Origin of the sequence: Desulfosarcina sp. (assembly GCF_041551955.1) — a bacterium.
GTDB lineage: Bacteria > Desulfobacterota > Desulfobacteria > Desulfobacterales > Desulfosarcinaceae > Desulfosarcina.
In genome coordinates this window covers 1-22815 of record NZ_JBFELV010000032.1, presented here as the reverse complement: position 1 = coordinate 22815, position 22815 = coordinate 1, and the positions used below count along the sequence as shown (strand labels likewise).

The following is a 22815-nucleotide window of genomic DNA, read 5'->3' as shown; positions in this document are numbered from 1 at the left end:
TGATGAAGGATTTCAAGATCCCCAAAAAAGAGATCGGCAACGCGCTGGAAAAATACTACAAGACCAGCTTCATCGAATACAACTCAGGCTACCCGATCCCCGGGGACCTCATGACGGGCCTGAAGGTGCCCTTCATGAGAAACAACATCTGGGTGCCCCTGAAGTCTGACGGCAACAAGGTCGTCATCGCCGTAGACAATCCGCACGACCTGAAAAAAATCGACGAGATCAAGGCCTTGTTTCCTGGGCGCCCGGTCAGCTTTTACGTCAGCCTCAAACAGGACATCCTCGATTTCATCAAACTGTTCACCCAGGACGAAAAAGAGCTGGCGGAGATCGACGACATCCTCTCCCAACTCCAGGTGGAGTCCGAGGAGGTGGAAGAGGCCGAAGCGAGCATCGGCGATGAGGACAGCGCCGTGGTCCAGCTGGTCAACAAGATCATCCTGGACGCCCACAGCCGCGGAGCGTCGGATATCCATATCGAACCCTACCCGGGCAAGCAGAATACCCAGGTTCGTATCCGGGTGGATGGTTCGTGCACGATCTATCAGACCATTCCCTTTTCATACAAAGCCGCAGTGGTCTCCCGAATCAAAATCATGTCCGACCTGGACATCGCCGAACGGCGGCTGCCCCAGGACGGCAAGATCAAATTTAAAAAATACGGCGGCAAAGACATCGAACTGCGTGTGGCCACCATACCCACCCAGGGTGGGCTGGAGGACGTGGTCATGCGCCTCCTGGCCGCCGGCGAGCCGATCCCCCTGGAAAAAATGGGTTTTTCCAAAACCAACTACAAAAACTTTATCAGCGTGATAACCAAACCCTATGGGCTGATCTTTGTCTGCGGGCCTACCGGCTCCGGAAAAACAACCACCTTGCATTCGGCCCTGAGTTTTATCAACAAGACCGAAACCAAGATTTGGACCGCGGAGGACCCGGTCGAAATCACCCAGCGCGGGCTTCGTCAAGTGCAGGTGAAACCCAAAATCGGGTTCGATTTTGCTGCGGCCATGCGGGCCTTTCTGCGTGCCGACCCCGACGTGATCATGGTGGGTGAAATGCGTGACAAGGAGACGACCTCCATAGGCATCGAAGCCTCACTGACCGGCCACCTGGTCTTTTCCACCCTGCACACCAACAGCGCGCCGGAAAGTATTACCCGTTTGCTGGACATGGGCATGGATCCCTTCAACTTTGCCGATGCCATTCTGTGCATCCTGGCCCAGCGGCTCGTCAGGACCCTTTGCAAAACCTGCAAACGCAATTATCACCCGAGTCGGGAGGAATACGACGAACTGGTCCGAGAATACGGGGAAGAAGAGTTCGAGAAAAATTTGAACATCCCCTATACCGACGACTTGAAGCTGGCTAAGCCGGAAGGGTGCGACTTGTGCAACAACACCGGTTATCGCGGCCGCATGGGCATCCATGAACTGCTGATGGGTACCGATGATATGAAAAAGCTGATCCAGACCAAGGCCGAAATGGCAAAAATCCGTGGGCAGGCTATTTTTGACGGCATGACCACCCTGAAGCAGGACGGCATCGACAAGGTTTTTCAGGGGCATTGTGATTTGTTGGAGGTGAGGAAGGTCTGCATCAAGTAGTTTCTTTGTACAAACGGCATCTCGAGGCCCAGCTCTGCGTTCTCGGGTTTCCGCAATCCTCGACGTAGCGCGGCTACGCCTGCGGTTTCGAAAACCCTGCGGCCTTGATCTGAACCTCAAGCTACCCTTTGTAAAAAGAAACTGAAAACACTGAATGTTACTCAATGATGGGATTGTCACGGGCAGCTTGGAATTTTTCCAGCTGCCCGTGGTAGTAGGCGCGGTTGGTTTTGGCCTGGGCCAGGGCGCTGGTGGCCGCATCGACGGCTTCGGCGATGCGGCCGTTGACGTATAGGCTTTCGGCCAGGGTGTCTAAAATGTAAGGAGACGGTTCGATGGCGGCGGCCTTGCGCGCCAGTTCCAGTGCCTGTTCGGCGTTTCGATAGGCCGGATCTTCGCAGGTCGCCAGCAGCCACGCATAGTTATTCAGTACGATGGCGCTGTGCGGATCGAGGTCGAGGGCGGCCCGGTAAGCTGTCACCGCCTGACTGAAGCTGCTGCGGCCGAGATACAGATCTCCCAGCATCCCGTAAAGGGCCGCATTGCCGCCACCGCTTCGTGAAATCTCGTTCAAAACAGCCGTTTCAAAAAACTTCTCGTTAAGCTGCTTGCCGGTTTGACCAAAATTGAGCTGATAGCCGGCAACACCCACCACCACCATTGCCGCCACATAGATGGCGATGCTGACCCTTACCTTGCGATCGTGACGTCGAACCCAGGTGCGGTCCGCCTCGCAGCGGTTTAAAAAATCAACCCGCTGACCGATGCTGAAATGGTGCCAGTTGGGTTTGTCCGGAGAATGGCCGGAGGCGGCGACTATTTTTTCAAAGGTGGAAATCAACGGAGACGCACTGGCAAACAGCGCGTACACCGAGGCATCCGCCTGGCGTTCGAAGTTGCGCATGAAATAACCGAAAATAAAGCGAAAATAGACCAGGAAATTGAATATGATCGCCAGGCTGAGCAGCCCCGTGGTGACCGTGGTTCGGCTGATGCCGGTCATGAACACGAAGCGATAGATGGGTTCGGAAAAGATGATCAGGTAGACGATCAGGTCGAAGGTGGCATAGGCGATGACCATGTAACCGATAAAGAAAAAGAGATAGAACAGCAGATGATGCTTTTTTACATGGCCGATTTCATGGGCGATGACGGCATCTACCTCCTCGGTACTCAGGATGTGAAGCAGGGCCTCGGTGACCAGGATATAGCGGAAGCGGCTCACCAGCCCCATCACCCCGGCAGTGATCATGCGGCCGCCAAAGATCGGCCAGTACATGATATCCGCATATTTAAGCTCGGCCCGTCGGCACAGGGCTTCGATGCGCTGGCGGTGATAACCGGCTTCAAGGGGGCGGCAGCGCCAGAATTTCTGAATGATCAGCGGGCCGATCACAGCCACGGCAAACAGAAAAAAAAGAAAATAGGCCGTTTCGCCCTCGGGAGACCGCAGCAACTCACGGGGCAGGTCGAAGGGCAGGGCCAGAATCAGGTCGGCAATGCCGGAAAGCAGCAGCCAGGGCAGCAACACGGGCACACTGAAGGCGATGTTGGATGCCACGTAGGCCTGGCGGGTGAGGCCGGTCCCATAGATGTGCCGGTAAGCCACGTGGGCGTTGGACCAGACCATTGCCAGGTAGCCGACGAAAAGGGCCATGAACACCAAGGCCTGAAAGGTGGGGATCGCTTCGAACAGCCAGATGCCGGTGAAAAAAGAAGAGAGGTTGAGGCCATAAATGTCCACGGCGAACAGGGCGATGGCCAGGACGGACTGGCGGGTCAGCGCGGAGGAAAACTGCTGGTCCAGCACATCGTGGCGGTGGGTGGCGGACCTATGGGCAATCCGCGTAAACTGGCGCCTGGAAAAAATGAAAAAGATCAGGATCAGTGAAAAAAAGTAAATCAGCGTGTCCAGGGGCGCGAAGTTGGTCTGCTCCGATGGCTGGTAGGTCGTATAGACGAGCAGGGCGACGATGAAAAAAATAAAATTTCCGAACATGGTGTCAGTCGCCTTAAAACCGGTGTCAGGGGGTTGTTGGGCCCGTATCGCCATCGGTTGCCGGGTTGTTTTTGTCAGCTTTGCGGTAGTAGCGTTCTTTTTCGGAGTAGATGCAACCGCAGTAAGGCTGGCGATACATGCCCAACCGACGGGATTCGTCGATGCCGGTTTTCCAACCGTCCCGGAAATCCCGATAGAAAAAAGGCACGCCCACCGATTTGCCCACGGCTTCTCCGATCGATCGGATCTGATCATGTTTTTGAAACCGACTGTAAAGCAGCGTGGTGGTAAATCCGTCGAATCTGCCTTTTTTGGCGAATTTGGCCGTGGTGGCCAGGCGGTCGTGGTAGCAGTAGGTGCAGCGGTCGGCTTCCCGGAAGGCCACCTGGCGTAAAAATGCTTCCAGTGCATAGCCGGGTTGGAAAATCATTTTCAGGGCGATGGATTCCGCATAGGTTTTCAGGGTTTCCTCGCGCCGCATGCATTCGGTAAAGGGGTGGATATTGTTGCGATAGAAAAAACCCATGACCTCGCAATGGTCATCGCGCAGCACCTGTACCGGATAGATGCTGCAAGGGCCGCAGCAGATGTGCACCAACAGCTTCATGGGCGAGCTCCGAAAATGGCGGTGCCGATTCGCACCAGGGTGGCACCTTCTTCGATGGCCACCTCGAAATCACCGGTCATACCCATGGACAACTCCTGCATGCTCACACCGGGGATGTTATGCTCGACGATCCGGTTCCGCAGCCGGGACAACTGGCGGAAAAACGGACGGGCCTGCTCCGGTGCATCGAAAAAGGGCGGCATGGTCATCAGCCCCTTGACGCGCAGGTTGTCGAGACGGCTGATCTGCTTGATCAGTTCAACGGCGCCGGTCTCAGCGATGCCTGATTTGGTTTCCTCCCGGCTGATATTCACCTGGATGAGAATCTCCTGCACCTTGTTGTTTTTACGCGCTTCTTTGTCCAGCGCCGTGGCCAGCTTGAGGGATTCCACCGAATGGATCAGGTCAAACATGCGCACGGCGTATTTGGCTTTGTTGGATTGCAAGTGGCCGATGAAGTGCCATTGCACGGGTCGTCCATACAGGGTGTTGAACTTGTCCCGGGCTTCCTGAATGTAATTTTCACCCACAATCGCAACACCGGCGTCGATGGCTTCGGCCACCCGCTCGGCATCGACGGTTTTGCTTACCGCGACCAGGCGGATGGTTTCGGGAATACGGCCGCAGCCGGTTGCCGCGTCGGCGATTCGCTTGTTGATCCGGTCCAGACGATCCTTCACACCGCCAGTCCTTTCGGGTTTTCGGCATTCATCCTCACGACCCCCATTTTGATCAAGCTCTCGATCACCTCACACACGGGAAGCCCCACCACATTGGTGTAGGATCCATGGATACGCCGAACCAGGAAGGTTCCCATCCCCTGGATGGCGTATGCGCCGGCTTTGTCAAAGGGTTCGCCGGTCTGGATATACCAGTCTATTTCGTCCTGGGTCAAATCCTTGAATTGCACATCCGTTTTGATTGCATCGCTGACGCGGGTGTGTTTGTTTTTACAGACGATTGAATATCCGGTATACACAAAATGGGACTGGCCACTCAACCGTTCAAGCATCTGCCTGGCTTCACGCGGATCGCCGGGCTTGCCGAGAATGGCGTTGCCGATGGTGACGATCGTATCCGCGCCGATTACCCAACTGTCCGGATATTTACGAGCAACCTCGCCGGCTTTGGCTTCGGCCAGGGTTTTGACATAGTCCGCAGGGTTTGCTAACAGGACCGAACCTTCATCGAAATCCGAGGGGATCACCGCAAAGGTCAACCCGGCCTGTTCGAGCAGGTAGCGACGTCGCGGGGACTGGGATGCCAGGATCAGTGGGGGGGCTGTTGCCGTCATTCGACCGTGTTTATCAAATGCCATGCACAATAACAAGGATCAAAGGGACATCCCCGTAAACGCCGCCCGCTTCTGGATCATTGGCGCAGGCCGGTTCGGTCGGATCGCTGTGCGGCGGATCACCCGGTATTTTCCCGAGGCGACAATTACCGTGGTGGATCAAAAACCGTCCACCATGGATGGAAAGGATATCCCAACGGTCCGCGAAAACGGCATCGCATGGCTCCATCGCGCGCTCGTTCCCAATGCCCCGGTTGACCTGATCATACCGGCCATTCCTATTCATGTAGCGGCTGAATGGTTGAAACTTAACCTAAAGCATTTATTTCACATTGAACCATTACATATACCGGATTCCTGGTTAACTCGATTGCCTCATGCCATACGGGGGACAGCCGGGCAAGCCTTTGTCAGCCATGCCGATTTCATCTGTCCGGACAACTGCCCTGAGCCGGCGAAGATATGCACCCACACCGGCAAACCCAGGCCCATGGATCTTTTCCGCTTGTTGGGTAAATTGGATCTTGACGATGTCCGGCCAGTCGTCATTCGCAGTCATCAACTGCTGCCCGGCGTAGGTGGTATTTTACCCGCAGATCTAATGTCCGCATGGGACACCGTTTGCATTCACAGCCATCGACCGATGATGATCGCTACGGCCTGCCGCTGTCATGGTGTGGTGGATTTCATGCGCGTAAAAAGAAAGGAGGTTTCGCCGGTCAACCCTGAGCCATGATCTTGACATTTCGTGGGATACCCGTTAATAGCTGGCCCACCAGCCTGAATCATTCAAAGCACAGGTCCCGCACCAAAAGACAGCGATTGCCTGGGTGGCGGAATTGGTAGACGCAAGGGACTTAAAATCCCTCGGTCTTATAGGCCGTGCCGGTTCGATTCCGGCCCTAGGCACCACTTAAAACGATGGGTTAGCCAAAACTGGCCGGCCCTTTGTTTTTTTTGAAACCGTGGTTGTATCCGTTTAAAACAGAGAGCCAGAAATGCAAAAAACCTACGATTTAAATGTCCTTAAAAGAACGACCATTATCACGCCGGACCAGCTTCGGGAAGAATTTCCGATGACTGAAAAAGCGACCCAGACGGTTCTCGATAGTCGTCAGGACATTAAAGACATCCTTGATGGCAAGGACAGCCGGCTGTTGATCATCACCGGACCCTGTTCCATTATCAGCCAGCGGCAAGCCTTGACATACGGCGAACGGCTGGCCGGACTGCAGGAAAAGGTCAAAAAGACCATCAAATTGGTCATGCGGGTCTATTTCGAAAAACCGAGGACCAACGTGGGGTTCAAGGGGCTCATCTCCGATCCGCATATCGATAAGAAGACCTTCGATTTCGATGAAGGCTTGAGAACGGCCAGAAGGATATTGATGGGGTTGAATGAGATGGGCGTCGCCGCAGGAACGGAAATACTGAGCCAAACGGCTGCTGAACGCCTTTCCGGTCTGATTTCCTGGGCCTGCATCGGCGCCCGAACCACTGAATCCCAAAACCACCGGGAATGGGCCAGCGCCTTTTCGATGCCGGTGGGCTTTAAAAACGGTACCGATGGAAATTTGAATACGGCCATCAATGCGCTCCTGGCGGCCTCCTCCGCTCAGGTGTTCGTTGGAAATGACCCCTATGGAGTGACTTCACGGGTCTTTTCAGCGGGCAACCGATATTGCCACATCGTCCTGCGGGGCGGCAAGCGGCCCAACTACGACCCGGTCAGCATCGGCGATGCCTGCAGCATGCTGTCCAAACATCCCTCGCTGCTTCAAGCCCTCATTGTGGATTGCTCGCATAAAAATAGCGGCAAGGACTTCCGCAGGCAGGCTGAGGTCTTCAATCATGTGTTGATTCAGAGAGTCGGCCATACCAATGGCATTCACATCAAGCCCAACACAGCCATCCGGGGAATGATGCTGGAGAGCAATGTGGAAGCGGGCAAGCAGCCTTTCGTATACGGGCAGACCCGCAAAGAAGACCTCAACCCGTTTGTTTCCATAACGGATGCGTGTATCGGATGGGAGGAGACGGAGGACATCATCCTTACGGCCCATCGACAATTATGAACCCGATCAGGGCCTGGCAACGAACATCTTGTCCAGGTAAAAGGGATCGTCAAAATGGCGTTCCCCGACAAAGGCCACGGCATGTCTGCCCCACTGGCGCATGGCGCCAGGAGAAAGCACACCGGTCGGCCAGAGGAAAAAGCGCTCCAGCCGCTGACTGCCGGGTACCAATCCATATCGGTCGAACATGCTCTTTGACCCGCCGTCCACCTGCGGAAGCCGTTTCAATTCGCCATAATCGGCCAGCGTGTAGGCACCGGCTTCGTCTTCAACGCCCCGGGATACCGTGTAGAGGGTCCTGACATAGTGGGTTCGATGCGCCATGCCCACGACCATCATTTCCAATGCCGGCCTCATTTCCGGCGCCTTCAAAATCAACGGCGCCTCCTGGTAATCCGTCGATTCACGAACCTGCAGACGACGGGTGGGATAGGCCTTGTAGTAGCAGCCGCAGTTATGCATGGTTTCGTAAAGGATCGGACTCCCGTCTTCATCCACGGTGACGCGATAATTGAGCCCGTCAAGCCGCCCGGCGTAGAGGTCGAATACGCCGCCACGGGGACGGGCGGGAAACCAGATGATGTAGTTGAGCTGGGTGAGAATGGTTTTGCCGAATCGGGAAAACGATAGAAGGGTGAAGGTTCGGGGTCTGTCCGTATCGACCTCGATGCGGCCCTTGGCATTCCAGACCGGTGAACCGATTCGGTCGGCATCGCTTTGTTGCTGGATTTCCCAGATCGGGGCATAACCCTTAAAGAGCGCACGACGGTCCCGGGCGGAATAGATGGGAATGCCCAGCGCATCGCGTTCGCGAACGCGGATGAGTCGATGTGCCATCCCAGCGTCAGGGTCTGTGGCAGGAACATATCGCACGGGCTGCCAGTCGGCCGGAGGTGCTGTGGAAAAGCCTTCTCGCGCCTCGGCATGCCATTTTTTAACCCCTCGTGACACGAAGACACGCGTGAGCGGGTATAGTCCCAAGACCTGTCGAAGCGGAATGTATTCGCCCTTCACGGAAACAGCCATGTGCCGCCGCGCTTTTATTCCGCCGTGCAACAAGTCGTCGTTTTTAAGCCGATTCCCACATGCTACGACCTTGCGATACAATGCATCCCTGCCGTCCGACGGATGCATGGCAGCGATATCCGCGTCCGACAGATTGGCCAGTTCGAACAGGCGGGCCGATTGATCCAGTGCCTGCATGTGGCCGACCCAGGCGGTAAATGTGTGGTCGTCTTTAACATCCTCTTGAAATGAAGCCAGGAAGCGGTCTGTTCTCAAATAGGGATGTCGCTTGACGCGGCTATAACCGGGATCTACGGCATCAGCAGCTGCGGCAAGCCCGTCGAGGGATGCGAAAAAATCGGCACAGCTGCCCAAGGGGCCGGTTCCGCCGACATGGGCCGATCGGGTGGGCGCCGGCCAGGAGGCACAACCGGTGTACAGGAGCGTCCACAGCATCAGGATGAAGATCAATGGCGTGGATGCAAATGGGGATGCATGCGCGGCAGACTCATTTTTCTGCATATTTTTCTTCATGGTATCGATCCTTCAGAGGCAAACCTGCACCACCGCCGCATGATTGTCAAAGGAAAGATCGGCGGGTCGGCTGGAATAACCATTCCCTGGGCAAGCGATCCCTTTTCAAAAAGAAATGAACTTTTCACAGCCGCTGGTGTCTATCGCTTCAACCATCACAAAGGAGGTTGGAAATGAAAATGACGAAAAAGCTGATCATTGCGGTTGCAGCCGTGTTGAGTCTGGGTATGATATCCACCTCGGTCTGGGCAGGTTCCAAACAGCAACATCGTTGGGAAGGCGTCGCCATCGGCGTCGGTGCGGCGATCATCGGCAGTGCGCTGATCAACCACCATGCATACGGATATCATAGTGGACCACCGGTGGCGTTTTCATTCAACTACCGGGAAAACCACCGGCACCCGTCAAGGCATCGTGGATACGGGAAGCCGCATCGCAGCGGCAGTGATAGGCATTGGCACACCTATGACCGTGGACACCGATTTAGAAGCCATGGCCGCCATGGTGACGGGCGCGGCCATGGACATCACGGGAAATGGGAATCCCATGACCGGGGACATAACGATGCCCGAAGGCGCAATCATCGCGGTCACGGCGCACGGAGATACTAAGCGCACCCATTAAAACCTGTGCCAACCAAGCCAGGAGTTGGCTTGTTATTGACGATCCGGGGCATTTGCAGAATGGCTGCCCCGGATCGTCGGTAAAAAAAGCTTAGACATCCGTGCAATCCTGACATACATTAGCGTCCGCTGGGCAAGCGGGAATGCTTTTCTTTTTTTTGGGTGATCCATACAGATTTCTGACGAGAGAGGGAGGACATCGCAACAATGAAGAAATTGATCCTGATCACTTTGATGGGCATGTTCGTGCTAAGTGGCTGTGCCGCACCCGAGACCAAAACAGGCAAGGGGGCCGCCTATGGTGCCGCCGGCGGTGCGGTGGCCGGCGCCGTGCTGGGACAGGCCATCGGTCGCGACACAAAGGGGACCATCGTTGGTGCAGCGGCCGGAGCCGCGGTGGGTGCTGCCGCCGGTGCAGGCGTCGGCAAAATGATGGACAAGCAGGAAGCGGAAATGCGCGAGGCGCTGGCTGCGTCGGATGCCGCGGCCGTGAGGCGGGAAGGGGAGCTGTTGGCCATTACCCTGACAGGGGACGTCAGCTTCGATCGGGATTCCGATGTTGTCAGACCCGGCTTGTACAATGAATTGGACCGAATCGCCCAGATCATGATCAAATATCCCCAAACCTCGATCCTGGTGGAAGGCCACACGGACGGTACCGGTTCAGAAGCCTACAATCAGCAGCTTTCCGAACGTCGTGCCGCCAGCGTCAAAAACCTCTTGGCGAGGCGAGGCGTTCAGGAATATCGTATCACTACCATCGGATATGGAAAGAGCCGTCCGGTGGTCACCAATGCCACACCGGAAGGGCGCCAGATGAACCGGCGAGTGGAAATCCGCATCAATCCCAATGCCCAGGGATGATGCGGACAATCCAGTGTCGATGTTTCTTTAGATCGACGATTCAGTCTCGCTGGATGCCTGAACCCTATCGGCCTGATCGTGCTGCTCCTTTGGGTCGCTCCAGTTGCCGATGCCCACCATGACGCCGGTTCCCGCCGCCGCCATAAAACCTAAAAAATATTGAACTTTTTTTTCTGACCGGTGTCTACAACCATACATAACAGAATTGTGCACGACAAAGAGCTGATCCTGCGGCTGCAGCGGGGCGACGAATGGGCCTTTCAGCTGATGGTCCGCCGGTTTCGCAAAAAGATTTTTTCCATCGCTTTCGGAATCACCTTAGACGCCGAGGAGAGCCAGGACATTATGCAGGAGGTTTTTTTGCAGGTTTATCGAACCATCGGCGATTTCAGAGGGGATGCGTCGCTGGCCACCTGGCTGCACCGCATTACCGTCAACCGGTCACTCAATTGGAAGCGGCGCTGGGCCCGTCGATTCAAATGGATGCACGTCTCCACCGACAGCGCCGATGGGCCGCCGCCAGCTGAGCTTGAAAGCGATTCGCCCTCACCGGAGATGCATATGGCCGACGTGCAAACCCGTCAGCAGATCGACAGGGCCCTGAAAATGCTTCCGGATCAAGCCCGAACCGTTTTTGTGCTCAGGGAACTGGAAGGCCTCTCTTACGAGGAGATTGCCGATGCCGTCGGGATCAAACTGGGAACCGTGCGATCCCGTCTGTTTCATGCACGTCAGCGGCTCAGAGAGATCCTTCAGCCGCTGGTGGAGGAGCAAGAATGACCGATCCTATTTCAAGCGTTTGTGATGAAAGCATGCTGGACCGCTATTTGGACGGTGACCTGGACAACGCTGAAATAGCGCAGGTGGAGACCCATGTCGCCGGGTGCCGGCGGTGCCACGGCCAGGTTGCCGCCCTCCGGGCTTTTTCACATCATCTTCGCGACCGGGTCCACCAGGCTGCGGATTCAGTAGATTTTGTGGCCCTTGAAAAAGAGGTGCTGAACCAAGCCCTTAAGCGATATCCTTCACGTGGTGGCCGCTCCATGTTTATCGCGTCGTTGAAATATACCATCCCGGCAACCGTCATGGCGGGATTGGTGCTCTTTTTCGCCTTTTCCCATACGGTGCTGAAGCCGCCGCCCGTGCCCAGTGCAATTATAAACTCTTTTACAGGATCGATGTCATCTGTTATGATTTTTGAAACGCCGAAAACCCGGCAAACCATCCTTTGGTATACTGAAGAGACAGACGTGGAAAATGAACCCAATGCAGTATAGATTCCGCTGTGTGCTGCTGCTGGCGGTCGTGACCATCTGGTGTTTTGGCGCTGTTGAATCCCCGTTGGCCCAAGAGAACTGCCGTATCAGCGTGGATACCATCCTTGCCGCGCGCAATGACAGCGTAGTTGATCCGCAACTCAAACGGCACATCGGTGAATTGCAATCTATGTTCAATTACACCTCCTACCGCCTGCTGAGCAGCGAAAGCCTCAACCTCAGATTGGGCCAGTCGGGCATGGTGTCTCTGCCTGGTGATCGCCGACTGAAGATCACGCCCCGGAGAATCCATGGCAGCAGGGCTGACATCGCTTTACAGATGATGAAGCAAAAGCGGACCGTTTTTGAAACCCAGGTCCAACTGCTCAACCGGGGGAGCCTGTTCGTTGGTGGCCCCGCCTACCAGAACGGCAATCTCATCTTCAAAATTTCCAGTGCGTATTAAGCACCCCGGCACGATTTAATTCCCATCCGGTTGAACTTATTTTAATTTGCGGTGTCTGCTGGAGTAACGACAACGCAAAAGGAGATCCATCATGAAAACGAAAACGCTGCTCATCAGTCTGGTCATCGCCGTGTTCGCCAATGCGCTGGTATCTTCATCCGCGATGGCGGGAAGCAAACAGAGACATCGATGGGAAGGGGTCGCCATCGGGGTGGGAGCGGCGATCCTGGGCCATGCCATTTACCAGACTCACAAGGCCGGACCGCAGCCGCAGGTGGTGTATGTCGAACCTGAACAGACCTATCGTCCCCACGATGCCCATAAGCACCGGCACGGTCACTGGGCGTGGCAGAAAACCTGGGTTCCCCCTACCTACGAAAGGGTCTGGAATCCGGGGCACTACAATCGAAAGGGTCACTGGGTGTCGGGACACTGGCTAGCGGTGGAAACCTCAAGTGGCCACTGGACCCAAGAACGGGTTTGGGTCGCCGACAATCGCGGCCCCTATTAGAGCGGGCCCGGCATGCCTTAAAAAAATCCCCCGAAGGATGAAATACCCCCAGGGGGATTGGTTTAATTGAATGGAAGGCGCGTTGGGAAAATAAGAAAAAAATGTCACAACGAATTCGCCATTTTCTCCGTTTTGACGGCGGACTGAATTCGGTTCTGATTGAATTTCTATTAGAATCGGATGATTATAAAACCTCGCAACAGTGGCATGACTCGTGCTAAACCCTGAACAGAAGATAAACGGAAACCGATGCGCTCGACAATAAAACGTCAATCAGGATCAGTGCAGGTTGGAGGCCTGTCTAAATGAAACCGTTTGCCATAAAAAAAGAAAACAAAAACCTGGAGGTCGTGGCCAAGATTACCAACAGCATGGTTCAGGAATATGGGTGCCGCATCAAATACAACAAGGAAAGCGGTCAGGTCGACCTGATCGGAGATGATTACTGCGAGGATATCGTGACGGAAGTGGTCACGGACATGATGAATGATTGATCGCCTGCCATCGCGCAGGCGTGAAAAAAAGCCGATGGCCAGCAAAAATGATCAAGGCCCCCGGGTCCTTAGTGGCCGGCTATCCCCGAATAAAACCCGCATAAACCCTATTCCCCATTTAAGCATCGTCGGTGATGTTCCCGCGTAAATGAAAATTGCAAAAAACGGCCTGCCCTGATAGTTAAAGGCAGGTCTGCCCTTTTTTTCTACGTTCGCTGCCTACTCATGCAGATCGGTTACTCGGAAGATTCGACCCATGGGTGTAGACCTTTATTTCAGTAATCAGTTGATGTCGCTGGCGCACAAGCTTCACGAAAACCTCGCTCCGGTAAGCATCCAAGGCAATATCCTGGACCCACCGGTGGTGATCGTTCCCAACATGAACCTCTCCAAGTGGATCAAACTCACCCTTGCCCGCAAAACCGGCATTTTCATGAACGTCGAGTTTCAGTACCTGGAAACCGGACTGTGGAAGATGATCCGGTCTATTGACCCCACCCCGGGCCCCGGTCCCCAATTGATGGACAAAGACGGCCTGAAAATCATCCTGTTTTTCATCCTCATGGCCCAGGATCGGGAAATACCGGAACTGACGCCCCTCAACACCTATCTTCAATTGACCGCGGGCAACGCGCGCAGTGATATCGAAATCCGATGCTGGCAGCTCTCCGAGGAGCTGGCCCGGCTGTTTCAGGAATATGAATACCACCGGTCGGACATGGTCCAGCGATGGCTGTCCGACGCCCAGCGTGGCGATGCCATGGAAATCTGCCAGCGCTGGGTTTATCGGACGATGTGTTCCCTGAAGGATCAGCTGGAACGGTCGACCGGCCAGCCGCTGCGCTCTGTGGCCGAATATGCCCGAGACATCCTTCTCCCGGCGGCTGTGGGAAAAACCAGTGACCGTCGCCTGCTTTCACGGGTTCATTTTTTCGGGCTGTCGCAGATATCCCCGTTGCATCTGCAACTGCTGTCCCAGCTCGAACCCTTTTTCGACATTCGTATATACAGCCTCAACCCATCCCGTGAATATTGGGAGGACGTCAAGACACCCTTTGAGAAAAGATGGATCGAACGGAAGCAGGTCAGCAGCCTGAAACTCAGCCAGGAGGAATGGTCGGCCGGCGACCTGTTTTCGCCAGTCGACCATGCGCTGCTGTCCGCCTGGGGAAAACCAGGCCGTGAGAGCATCCGCCTGCTTTGCCAGCTTACCGATTATGACTTTCATGCCGGTTTCATAGAAATCCCTCAACCGAATACCGTGCTTGCCGCCATCGGGCATGGGCTGCTGACCCTCGAGGAACAGCGCCAAAGCCCGGCGACGCTGGCACAGGACACCTCGCTTCAGATTGCGGCCTGCCCTGGCCTGAGGCGGGAGGTGGAAACCGTATACAACAATATCTTGTACAACCTGGAAACGAATCCGGATCTGTGCATGACGGACATCGCCGTGATGGTTTCCGACATGTCACGGTATAAACCCGTTGTTGACTCGGTGTTCAGCCGGCAGCCGGCCCGGATCACCTACAACCTGGTGGATTCGAGCGCCCGGATGGAAAGCATTTTCGCCCAGGCGGTGCTGGCGATGATGGACCTGTCCCGCGGCACCTTTTCCAGAAAGGAGGTGTTCGCCCTTTTGCGTAACCCATGCGTCATGCAGCGATGGGGCTACGGGCCGGAAGCGCTGCGTGTCTGGATCGGCTGGGCCGAGGCGCTGGGCATCTTCCACGGTTATGAAAACAAGGCCGCCCCCGCCGGGTTGACCCCTTCTGGGGGGCTCTTTTCCTGGCGCCAGGGATTGGAGCGGATTCGGATCTCCCGCATCATGACGCCGCCGGCCACGGCTGCCGGTGCTCCCCGACCCCATTTCGAGGGGGTCGTGCCTTTTAGCGATATCAACACGGGAGACGACCGGCTCATCGAAAAATTCTGCCTGCTCGTGGAATCGCTGCACCAGGCCGTGGGGTCCCTCAGGATGGCCTCGGCCTCGGCGCAGCAGTGGCGTGACGCCTTTTTCAAGGTGGTCGACCAATTCATCGAGATCTCTGCGGAGATGCGCGGGGAGGAAGCGGTCTTTCAATCCCTGTCCGGTGCCTTCGACCATTTCGTCGATTACGATGCACTGGGTCGGATCGAACCCGGCCGGCCGCTGACGGCCGAGGCGTTGTGGCTGTTCGTGCAGTCTCACCTGGAAGGAATTTCCGGTGGACAGGGTGACTATCTCACCGGCGGGGTGACCGTTTCCGCGCTGATGCCCATGCGACCCATTCCGTTTCGCGTGGTCTATGTGCTGGGGCTGGAAGAGGGTCGCTTTCCAGGTCGCGTGCACGACAGTCTGCTGGATTTACGGGGCAGAAAGCGCCGCATCGGCGACATCAACCCTGCCGAACGCAATCGTTATCTGTTCCTGGAAATCCTCTTGTCCGTTCACGACAAGCTATACCTGAGTTATGTATCACGGGATCTTCAAAAGGACCGCGACCTGGCGCCTTGTTCAGTGGTCCTTCAGCTGCAGCGATATCTGGAGCAGCAGGTGTTGGGAGGACAACCCTTCAAGGTCAGCCAGATCCCCATCAAGGCGGATAGCGCGGCTTACCTTGAACCGGAGGCGATCAACGACTGGTCAGATGTGATGGTCAACCGCAGCCTTGTCCAACGGCTCAGCTGCTATCGCCGAAGCGGATGGTGGCCTGCATTCATGGACCAGGCAACGCCTTTAGACGTAAAGACCACCGCGCGTTACTGCCCGGACTTCGCATTCCCGGACCCTCCACTGGATCCAGCGCCTGACGAGGCCGTTTCCCTGACCATCGGCCTGCTTCGACGCTTTCTGCTTGACCCGGTCGAGGCTGTCGGGCGATACCACCTGGGAATCGGCGAACAGATCGATCCAACGGCCGAACTGGCTGAGCGGGAGGATGAGCCCCTGTCGTCCTCATTTCCCGTTGATTTTGAAATCCGCACCGCCCCGTTACAAAGCTGGCTGGCGGCCCAGCTCAATGGTTCATTCAGCCAGCCGTCGATGGCCCGTCTGGAGACCGAATTCGAGTCGGTCTATGCGGATCTGTTCCGCAAAAGCAGGCTGCCGGCCGGCGCTTTTGCCGTTCACGACAAATCCAAATTAAAACAGCAGGTACTGGCTGTCGGGGAAAAGCTCGATCCGTTCGTCGAACAGATGCGAACGGCCCATTGTCTCTTTTCCGCCGTATGGGTCGGGGCGGTCATGGACGATGTTGTCGACACCGGCGGGGATCAGCTCAGTTTTAATCCGGTTTCGATCGATCGCCCGGGTACGGGCGTCCGCGGTGCTGCGGCGTCCATCCACCTTAGCGGCGGCATGCCGTGGGTCTGGCAGGCAATCGATGGTGCCTGGCACTGCCTGGTGGTCACCGGTTCCAATCGACGATCCAGATTTGCGGACAAATATGCGATCGGTCCCTTGCTCACCCTCTTGGCCATCGCCGCCGGCGGCGAGCCCTGTCCCTGGTCTGACACCAACCGCATGACCGTGCATGTGGTCTACCGTGAACATGTGTTGAATCTCGACTATACGGTGGACCCGAAGCGATCCACAGACTATCTGGCCGGACTGGTCGGCGACTTCTTTTCACCGCCGCCCCCGGTGTGGCTGCCTTTCGAGACGATTGTCGGCGACCCCGGCATGCGAGCCTATATTGGACAGGATCGGGTGGAAGACGTCGACCGGGAGGCATTTTTCGAATCCCTGTCTGCAACCATGCAGGCGGCTGAAGACGTGCGAAGCGAACTGACCGGCGCGGTGGTGACGACCGACATCCTGGACCGGGCCAGGCGGCGATTCAGGGTGTTTTTGCCATGACCGTTTCATCACCCATCGCTTTTCACCCTATCCACGACATCGACGCGATGGATATTTCCCGCCATGCCTTGGTAGAAGCCTCTGCCGGTACGGGAAAGACCTATACCATCGAGAACCTGGTGGTTCGCCTGTTGAAGGAAGAACCGGATCTGGATCTGGCGCATATCCTGCTGGTGACCTTTACTGAGAAGGCCACCAGTGAACTGAAGCAGCGCATCCGCCAAAAAATCGAGCAGACCCTGGACGGCGATCAGCGGCTGGAACCGGCCGTTCAAAGCAAGCTGGCGCAGACCCTGGAAGGGTTTGACAATGCCGCCATCTATACGATCCATGGATTCTGCCATACGCTGCTGAAGGAATTTCCCTTCGAGACCGGAAACCTGTTCCGGCAGGAGGTGATCGACGACGGTCCGCTGCTGGAGAAACTGCTCCGGGTGCAGATGCGTTCGGACTGGCCGGGTCGATATGGGCGGCGATTCGACGTGCTGCTGGCACTGTCCAGCTTTTCGGCCAGTCCGGATGAATTCATCCGGGCCGCGGTCAACCTGGCCGACCGGCTTTCTGATGATCGGGACCGCGACATACTGGTTCCGGATCCCGCCGAGTTGGATGTTGACGACCTGTGGCAGGCGGCTCGGCAGGCGGTTCTCACGCTCAAGCAAATGGTCGGGCCCCCGCCACGATTCTCGGACGGGTATGGCCGACTCAACATCAACGCGCGGACCAGAAACGCCGTCATCCGGGACATGATTGCTCCCATTGAACAGGCTCTGGATCGGGTGGATGCCGAGACCTGCCCACTATCCGAAGTCGTGGGGGTTGTTGCAACCCTCGGCGCGCGACATACCGCCGTTGAGCGGAACATCGACCGTCTGGTTCCCCAAAAATGGTTGAAAGCCGGGGAAAACCTGCATGAATGCCCCCATCTGGTTGCGATCACCCGCCAATTGGAAGCGCTGGTCGGTCTGTTTTCACACCTTTCTCATGTGCTGATGCTGGACTCGGTTCAACAATTGCGGGCAGATGCCCGGGCCATGAAAGTGCGCAACGGGTGGCTCAGCTACCAGGATATGTTGACCCGTGTGGCCGATTTTCTGGCAGGCGAGGGTGCAGAAGACGGCATCCGCAAAATCCGGGACCGCTATCGGGTGGCTTTCGTGGATGAGTTCCAGGACACCGATGACGTGCAGTGGCGGATTTTCAGTACCCTGTTCCTTCAGCGCCAGGATGATCCGCCGGCCCACCGGCTTTTTCTGATCGGCGACCCCAAGCAATCCATTTATGGCTTCCGCGGGGCCGACGTGTTCACTTATCTGGCCGCCCGGCAGCGGATGAAAGCCCTGGCCGGACAAGGACGGGCCAATCTCTATGACCTGAGGGTGAACTGGCGCAGCTTGCCCAGCCTGGTGGAGCGCTTCAACCGGCTTTTTTCCCACGACGCCTGGTTCGGCGAGCGTGACCAGACCAACCCTTTCGAGATCGGTTACCTGCCGTCAGACTCGCCGGAGCCCGATCAACTGCCTGCCGTAATGAGCTGCGATCGCTCAAAACGACCCCCGTTCAATGTTATTGACCTGACCGCGGCGACGAGCCATGCGACGGCCAAAACACTCCTGGCCCGCTTTGTTTGCAGGGAAATTGGCTACCTCGTGGGGCAGGGGGGGATCCGGATCCCCGGTCGGGATGGTAAGGAGCGAGCCCTTCATTTCGGTGATATCGCCATTCTGGTGAGAAGCCAGTCAGAGTTCAACCTGATCGAACCCCTGCTGAGGGAATCGTCCATTCCGTATGCCTACTACCGCAAACCGGGCCTGTTCCAATGCCGGGAATCCCACTGGTTGAGCATGGTGCTTCGAGCGGTCTGCAGCCCGCAACAGTCCGCCGTCGTCAGACTGGCGTTGCTGACGCCCTTTTTCGATGTGGCTCCGGCGGATCTGCTATCATGGCGGGAATTGCCGGCCAACCATGCCAGCCAGCAGCTGCTGGAGCGCTGGCATACCCACGCCGTCAGCAGACGTTGGGGTCCGCTGTTTCAGTCCCTTGTGGAGGATTCAGGACTGAACCTCCGGCACTGCGCAGATCCGGCTTGGGATCGCACCGAAACCAATTTTCAACAGCTCTTCGATTATCTGGAGGCAACGGCCTACACGAAGAACCTGGACATGGGCGGGCTGGTTGCCTTGCTGGACAGCCTGCGTCTTTCCGACAGGGGTGCCGGATCCGACGATGACATTCACCAGATCGAGGACGAGGGGGACAAGGTCCAGATCCTGACCATGCATGTCAGCAAGGGATTGGAATTCCCGGTGGTTTTCATCGCCGGCGGCCTGACCGTCCGCAATGACGGCGGTCTTCACGTGTATCATGCCGAGGATCCAGCGCATCCCCAACAAGCCTGCCGGAAAGTGATTGACTTGACGGCCAGTAGCGGAAAAGCACAAGCGGAAAAAGAAAAGGAGGACGAAAATAAACGCTTGTATTATGTTGCACTTACTCGTTCACGATTCAAGCTTTACGTTCCTTTTTTTCCCGACAGCAGGAATTACAGCTGGCGCGGGCCCATCTGCCGGTTTGTCTCCCACAGCATCGGCCAGTTGTTTTCAGATGCCGGGGACGCACCGACGCCCGGCCAGGGGTGGCATCAAGTTAGTCTCCATGCAGTTGGCGCATATGGCTCCACGCCCACTCGCAACGACCGCCGGGAAGTGCGCCTGCCGATGGAAGCCGGCGGGCTGCTGCCGGCGCAGATCGATTTCAGGCCTCGAAAGCTTTCCCTGGAATCTTTTTCCAGCATCGGCCACCGGCTGGTTCAGTCTCGTGATGCCGGTGGCCGGGCAGTCGATTTTATTCTGATCGACGCGGGATGGCGGGAGGAAGATGAGCCTTTTCCGATCAGGCTCCCCGAAGCCATGGATTCCGACCTTTCTGATGGGCTTCCCGGTGGCACCCGCATGGGGTCCATGTTCCACTACATATTCGAACACATCGATTTCCAGACGGTGATGAACGGTCCGGCGGACATCCTGACCGATGATGGCGCGCGCCTTGCCATTGAATCGGCGCTGGCGCTTTTTCGGATCGATCCGGTGTGGGCGCCGCCAGTTGCCCGAATGGTTTCCGCGACTTTGAGAATGCCAATCGATATCGATGGACCGCCGCTGATCCTGGGCCGCATCGGGCCGGACCATCGGCGGCACGAAATCGAATTTTATTTTCCTCTGATGGGACCGCTGCCGAAACGGATACGGGTGCCGGGGTGCCCCCTGTCCGGTGATCCCTGTGGCGAAATGGTGATCCGTGGATTCATCGACTTGGTCTTTTTGTGGCAGGGGCGCTATTACATCGCCGACTGGAAGTCCAACCGGTTGGCAGACGGATATGCGCAATCCGCCATGGCCGAAGAAATAACCCGGGCCGGCTATCAACTTCAGTACCAGCTTTACACGATCGCCACCTTGAGATGGCTCAAACGATACGTCGGGGAAGGCTTTGACGCGCGACATCATTTCGGTGGCGCCCTCTACCTTTTCATCCGGGGCATGGGAACCGGTGAACGAAACGGTGTTTATCACGTGACCCCCGATCAACTGCTTCCCCTGGAAGCCCTTGAGAAAACCATACAGAAAAAGATCCCCGGTCTACGATAATGGACAATCAAAAAGAGATCCAACGCGGCAGGCTCAGGCGCTTCGGCATCGATGCGGGTCACACGCCTACGGACGGCCTGCCCGGCCTGTTCGCCGACCTGGGACTTTCGGACCTGGACCTGATGACCATTCGGGATCTGTCGCAGTATGGCCCCACACCTGTCGATGAAGGTCTCGTCGGCATGCTGGGGTTGATGTTTTCGGCCCTGGCCGAAGGCAGTCTGTGTCTGGCTCTGGACACGGATCAGCTTAAACCATCCGTTCTGCCAACCGACGACCCGGCTGTACGCAAAATAGTCAACGGGTTTATGGATCGGCTCGATGACGGATGCTACGACACGTTGATCGACCGGACCGGCAGCGGTGACTTCAAGCCGTTGGTGCTGGACGGCACGACCGGCCGACGACTGCTCTATTTTCAGAAATTTCACTATCACGAACAGCGACTGAAACAGCGATTAAAATCCTTGTCAAGGCTGGACGGGGACCCCCCACCGACCGACGAATCCATACAGGCAGTGACTGATCAATTGTATGGCGCAGCGGCGGTTATTCGCCAAGGCGTCGACGGAACGCCGATCATCAAGGATCCTATTCAAGTCGAGGCCATTCGGGCGGCCTTGTCCTCCCCCCTGCTGATCGTCTCCGGCGGGCCGGGTACCGGGAAGACGTCATTGTTGGTCAATATTCTCAGGGCCCTGGTTCGAACCGGCACGGACCCCTCACGGATCATGCTGGCGGCCCCCACGGGCCGCGCCGCCCAGCGAATGACCGAAACATTGATATCCAATCTGGCCACCATCGCCGAACCTGAGCGTGGCGACCTGCAGCTGAGCCGTCTGCGCGGTTCCACCTTGCACAAACTCCTGGTTTACCGCAGTCGTACCGGTGGATTCGTATTCGGCGAGCGGCGCTACATCCCGGCCGACGTGATTGTCGTTGATGAGGTCTCCATGGTTGATGTGGTGATGATGGACCGGCTCTTCCAGGCCATCGAGCCGAACCGAACACGGGTGATTCTGATCGGGGACAAGGATCAACTGCCTTCGGTAGAGGCGGGCTCGGTGCTGGCCGACATGAGTCCGGCAGCCGGCGGCACATTCGCCAGTCATTTTGTGGAACTGCGCCATGTCTACCGTTCGTCCGGCCAACTGCTGGAGCTGGCGCAGGCCATCAACGCCGGCCGTCCGTTATCCCTCGAACCCATCGGCTTCGATCAGGCCCTGACATTAGCGGCCAGGCGGTGGGCATTTGTAGCCGCCGGAGACGGGGAGGCGATGGAAAACCATCTGGACCGGTGGGTCGCACACCAGTATGAGCGGCAAAAAAACCAACAAGGGCATAGTTACCGGGATCTTGTGCAACAGATGGTTCGACGGATGGATTCGCCGGCATCCGTGGACGGTGAATACCGGACGGATCTGCTCAACCGGCTTTTCGCATTTGCCTACCAATGTCGAATACTGACCGTACTGCGCCATGGCCGCACCGGTTCACAGTGGGTCAACCACCGCATTGCAACCCGTTTGAGACAGATCCTCGATCCAGACGGCAACCCTGACGATCGTCTGTTCAGCGGCGCATTGATCATGATTACCCGCAACGATTACACCCGGGACCTGTTCAACGGGGATGTGGGGCTGGTCATGCGTCATTCTGACGGCATGGTTCAGGTCTACTTCCAGCGTGCCGGCGGGATTGTGGCCTTTCCCGCCCCGGGACTGACCGACTGGGATCTGGCCTTTGCCATGACCGTTCACAAGAGCCAGGGGTCTGAATTTGACGATACCCTGCTGGTGCTGCCCGAAGATGCGGATCATCGGCTGCTGACGCGGGAAGTCGTCTATACAGCCGCCACACGCGCCTCCCGGCGTTTGATTGTCTACGGGACGGTAGCGGCATTTCAAACCGCCCTAAAACGAAAAATACAGCGCCAGTCAGGGTTGAATTAAACATCCGCCCGTTGACAAGCCGTGGATAAACTTTTAC

General features: G+C 56.7%; 18 protein-coding genes and 1 tRNA gene. 14 read left to right on the top strand and 5 right to left on the bottom strand.

What is annotated here, in order from left to right; all coding sequences use genetic code 11:
* Positions 1-1613: GspE/PulE family protein (locus tag ABYV26_RS04475; RefSeq protein ID WP_372678557.1), on the top strand; the 1613-nt coding region annotated here is incomplete at its 5' end.
* Between the two features lie 157 nt (positions 1614-1770).
* Here ABYV26_RS04475 and ABYV26_RS04470 read toward each other — a convergent pair.
* From ABYV26_RS04470 to ABYV26_RS04455, 4 genes are read right to left on the bottom strand one after another with little or no spacing between them, the layout of a single operon-like run.
* Positions 1771-3612: a M48 family metalloprotease gene (locus ABYV26_RS04470; protein WP_372678555.1), complete on the bottom strand. Its 1842-nt coding sequence runs from the start codon at positions 3610-3612 to the stop codon at positions 1771-1773.
* 25 nt (positions 3613-3637) lie between these two features.
* Complete coding sequence (locus ABYV26_RS04465; protein ID WP_372678553.1) at positions 3638-4219, bottom strand: epoxyqueuosine reductase QueH; 582 nt, start codon at positions 4217-4219, stop codon at positions 3638-3640.
* Complete coding sequence (locus tag ABYV26_RS04460; protein ID WP_372678551.1) at positions 4216-4899, bottom strand: YggS family pyridoxal phosphate-dependent enzyme; 684 nt, start codon at positions 4897-4899, stop codon at positions 4216-4218. Before ABYV26_RS04460 ends, ABYV26_RS04465 begins: the two co-directional genes overlap by 4 nt.
* On the bottom strand, positions 4896-5537 hold the full coding sequence (locus ABYV26_RS04455; RefSeq protein ID WP_372678549.1) for a nucleoside triphosphate pyrophosphatase: 642 nt from the start codon (positions 5535-5537) through the stop codon (positions 4896-4898). Before ABYV26_RS04455 ends, ABYV26_RS04460 begins: the two co-directional genes overlap by 4 nt.
* On the opposite strand from ABYV26_RS04455, the gene ABYV26_RS04450 reads away from it, so the two are divergent.
* From ABYV26_RS04450 to ABYV26_RS04440, 3 genes are all read left to right on the top strand, one after another.
* Positions 5536-6249, top strand: a complete 714-nt coding sequence (locus tag ABYV26_RS04450) for a potassium transporter (protein WP_372678547.1) — start codon at positions 5536-5538, stop codon at positions 6247-6249. The two genes, ABYV26_RS04455 and ABYV26_RS04450, sit on opposite strands and share 2 nt — an antisense overlap.
* 88 nt (positions 6250-6337) lie before the next feature.
* Positions 6338-6425 (top strand) — tRNA-Leu (locus tag ABYV26_RS04445).
* A gap of 86 nt (positions 6426-6511) precedes the next feature.
* Positions 6512-7588, top strand: a complete 1077-nt coding sequence (locus ABYV26_RS04440) for a 3-deoxy-7-phosphoheptulonate synthase (RefSeq protein WP_372678545.1) — start codon at positions 6512-6514, stop codon at positions 7586-7588.
* A gap of 6 nt (positions 7589-7594) precedes the next feature.
* Here the strand turns inward: ABYV26_RS04440 and ABYV26_RS04435 are convergent, their stop codons facing one another.
* On the bottom strand, positions 7595-9127 hold the full coding sequence (locus ABYV26_RS04435; RefSeq protein WP_372678543.1) for a hypothetical protein: 1533 nt from the start codon (positions 9125-9127) through the stop codon (positions 7595-7597).
* Positions 9128-9460: 333 nt separating this feature from the next.
* On the opposite strand from ABYV26_RS04435, the gene ABYV26_RS04430 reads away from it, so the two are divergent.
* The 10 genes from ABYV26_RS04430 to recD all read left to right on the top strand — a co-directional run bounded on the left by ABYV26_RS04430 (position 9461) and on the right by recD (position 22778).
* Positions 9461-9751 carry a hypothetical protein gene (locus tag ABYV26_RS04430; RefSeq protein WP_372678541.1) on the top strand — a complete coding sequence of 97 codons (291 nt, stop codon included), beginning with the start codon at positions 9461-9463 and terminating at the stop codon, positions 9749-9751.
* A 206-nt stretch (positions 9752-9957) separates the two neighbouring features.
* Positions 9958-10614, top strand: coding sequence for an OmpA family protein (locus ABYV26_RS04425; RefSeq protein WP_372678539.1), 657 nt, complete (start codon positions 9958-9960; stop codon positions 10612-10614).
* A gap of 207 nt (positions 10615-10821) precedes the next feature.
* A complete protein-coding gene (locus ABYV26_RS04420) occupies positions 10822-11394 on the top strand; it encodes a sigma-70 family RNA polymerase sigma factor (RefSeq protein ID WP_372678537.1) in 573 nt (190 codons plus the stop codon).
* Positions 11391-11891: an anti-sigma factor gene (locus ABYV26_RS04415; protein WP_372678535.1), complete on the top strand. Its 501-nt coding sequence runs from the start codon at positions 11391-11393 to the stop codon at positions 11889-11891. Before ABYV26_RS04420 ends, ABYV26_RS04415 begins: the two co-directional genes overlap by 4 nt.
* Positions 11881-12336: a hypothetical protein gene (locus ABYV26_RS04410; RefSeq protein WP_372678533.1), complete on the top strand. Its 456-nt coding sequence runs from the start codon at positions 11881-11883 to the stop codon at positions 12334-12336. The genes ABYV26_RS04415 and ABYV26_RS04410 overlap by 11 nt, the downstream gene beginning before the upstream one ends.
* A gap of 91 nt (positions 12337-12427) precedes the next feature.
* Positions 12428-12847, top strand: coding sequence for a hypothetical protein (locus ABYV26_RS04405; protein ID WP_372678531.1), 420 nt, complete (start codon positions 12428-12430; stop codon positions 12845-12847).
* A 305-nt stretch (positions 12848-13152) separates the two neighbouring features.
* Positions 13153-13341 carry a hypothetical protein gene (locus ABYV26_RS04400; protein ID WP_372678529.1) on the top strand — a complete coding sequence of 63 codons (189 nt, stop codon included), beginning with the start codon at positions 13153-13155 and terminating at the stop codon, positions 13339-13341.
* Between the two features lie 256 nt (positions 13342-13597).
* A complete protein-coding gene (locus tag ABYV26_RS04395) occupies positions 13598-17179 on the top strand; it encodes an exodeoxyribonuclease V subunit gamma (protein ID WP_372678527.1) in 3582 nt (1193 codons plus the stop codon).
* Entirely contained in the window at positions 17176-20826 is a 3651-nt protein-coding gene (locus ABYV26_RS04390) for a UvrD-helicase domain-containing protein (RefSeq protein ID WP_372678525.1), read from the top strand. Before ABYV26_RS04395 ends, ABYV26_RS04390 begins: the two co-directional genes overlap by 4 nt.
* Positions 20826-22778, top strand: coding sequence for an exodeoxyribonuclease V subunit alpha (gene recD, locus ABYV26_RS04385; RefSeq protein ID WP_372678523.1), 1953 nt, complete (start codon positions 20826-20828; stop codon positions 22776-22778). Before ABYV26_RS04390 ends, recD begins: the two co-directional genes overlap by 1 nt.
* Positions 22779-22815: the final 37 nt, after the last annotated feature.

Excerpts from the sequence above, each read along its gene's own strand:
- ABYV26_RS04400 (WP_372678529.1), top strand. The coding sequence starts at position 13,153 with ATGAAACCGTTTGCCATAAAAAAAGAAAACAAAAACCTGGAGGTCGTG.
- ABYV26_RS04430 (WP_372678541.1), top strand. The coding sequence starts at position 9,461 with ATGCATACGGATATCATAGTGGACCACCGGTGGCGTTTTCATTCAACT.
- ABYV26_RS04440 (WP_372678545.1), top strand. The coding sequence starts at position 6,512 with ATGCAAAAAACCTACGATTTAAATGTCCTTAAAAGAACGACCATTATC.
- recD (WP_372678523.1), top strand. The coding sequence starts at position 20,826 with ATGGACAATCAAAAAGAGATCCAACGCGGCAGGCTCAGGCGCTTCGGC.
- ABYV26_RS04395 (WP_372678527.1), top strand. The coding sequence starts at position 13,598 with ATGGGTGTAGACCTTTATTTCAGTAATCAGTTGATGTCGCTGGCGCAC.
- ABYV26_RS04455 (WP_372678549.1), bottom strand. The coding sequence starts at position 5,537 with ATGGCATTTGATAAACACGGTCGAATGACGGCAACAGCCCCCCCACTG.
- ABYV26_RS04435 (WP_372678543.1), bottom strand. The coding sequence starts at position 9,127 with ATGAAGAAAAATATGCAGAAAAATGAGTCTGCCGCGCATGCATCCCCA.
- ABYV26_RS04415 (WP_372678535.1), top strand. The coding sequence starts at position 11,391 with ATGACCGATCCTATTTCAAGCGTTTGTGATGAAAGCATGCTGGACCGC.
- ABYV26_RS04450 (WP_372678547.1), top strand. The coding sequence starts at position 5,536 with ATGCACAATAACAAGGATCAAAGGGACATCCCCGTAAACGCCGCCCGC.
- ABYV26_RS04410 (WP_372678533.1), top strand. The coding sequence starts at position 11,881 with ATGCAGTATAGATTCCGCTGTGTGCTGCTGCTGGCGGTCGTGACCATC.
- ABYV26_RS04405 (WP_372678531.1), top strand. The coding sequence starts at position 12,428 with ATGAAAACGAAAACGCTGCTCATCAGTCTGGTCATCGCCGTGTTCGCC.
- ABYV26_RS04465 (WP_372678553.1), bottom strand. The coding sequence starts at position 4,219 with ATGAAGCTGTTGGTGCACATCTGCTGCGGCCCTTGCAGCATCTATCCG.
- ABYV26_RS04470 (WP_372678555.1), bottom strand. The coding sequence starts at position 3,612 with ATGTTCGGAAATTTTATTTTTTTCATCGTCGCCCTGCTCGTCTATACG.
- ABYV26_RS04390 (WP_372678525.1), top strand. The coding sequence starts at position 17,176 with ATGACCGTTTCATCACCCATCGCTTTTCACCCTATCCACGACATCGAC.
- ABYV26_RS04425 (WP_372678539.1), top strand. The coding sequence starts at position 9,958 with ATGAAGAAATTGATCCTGATCACTTTGATGGGCATGTTCGTGCTAAGT.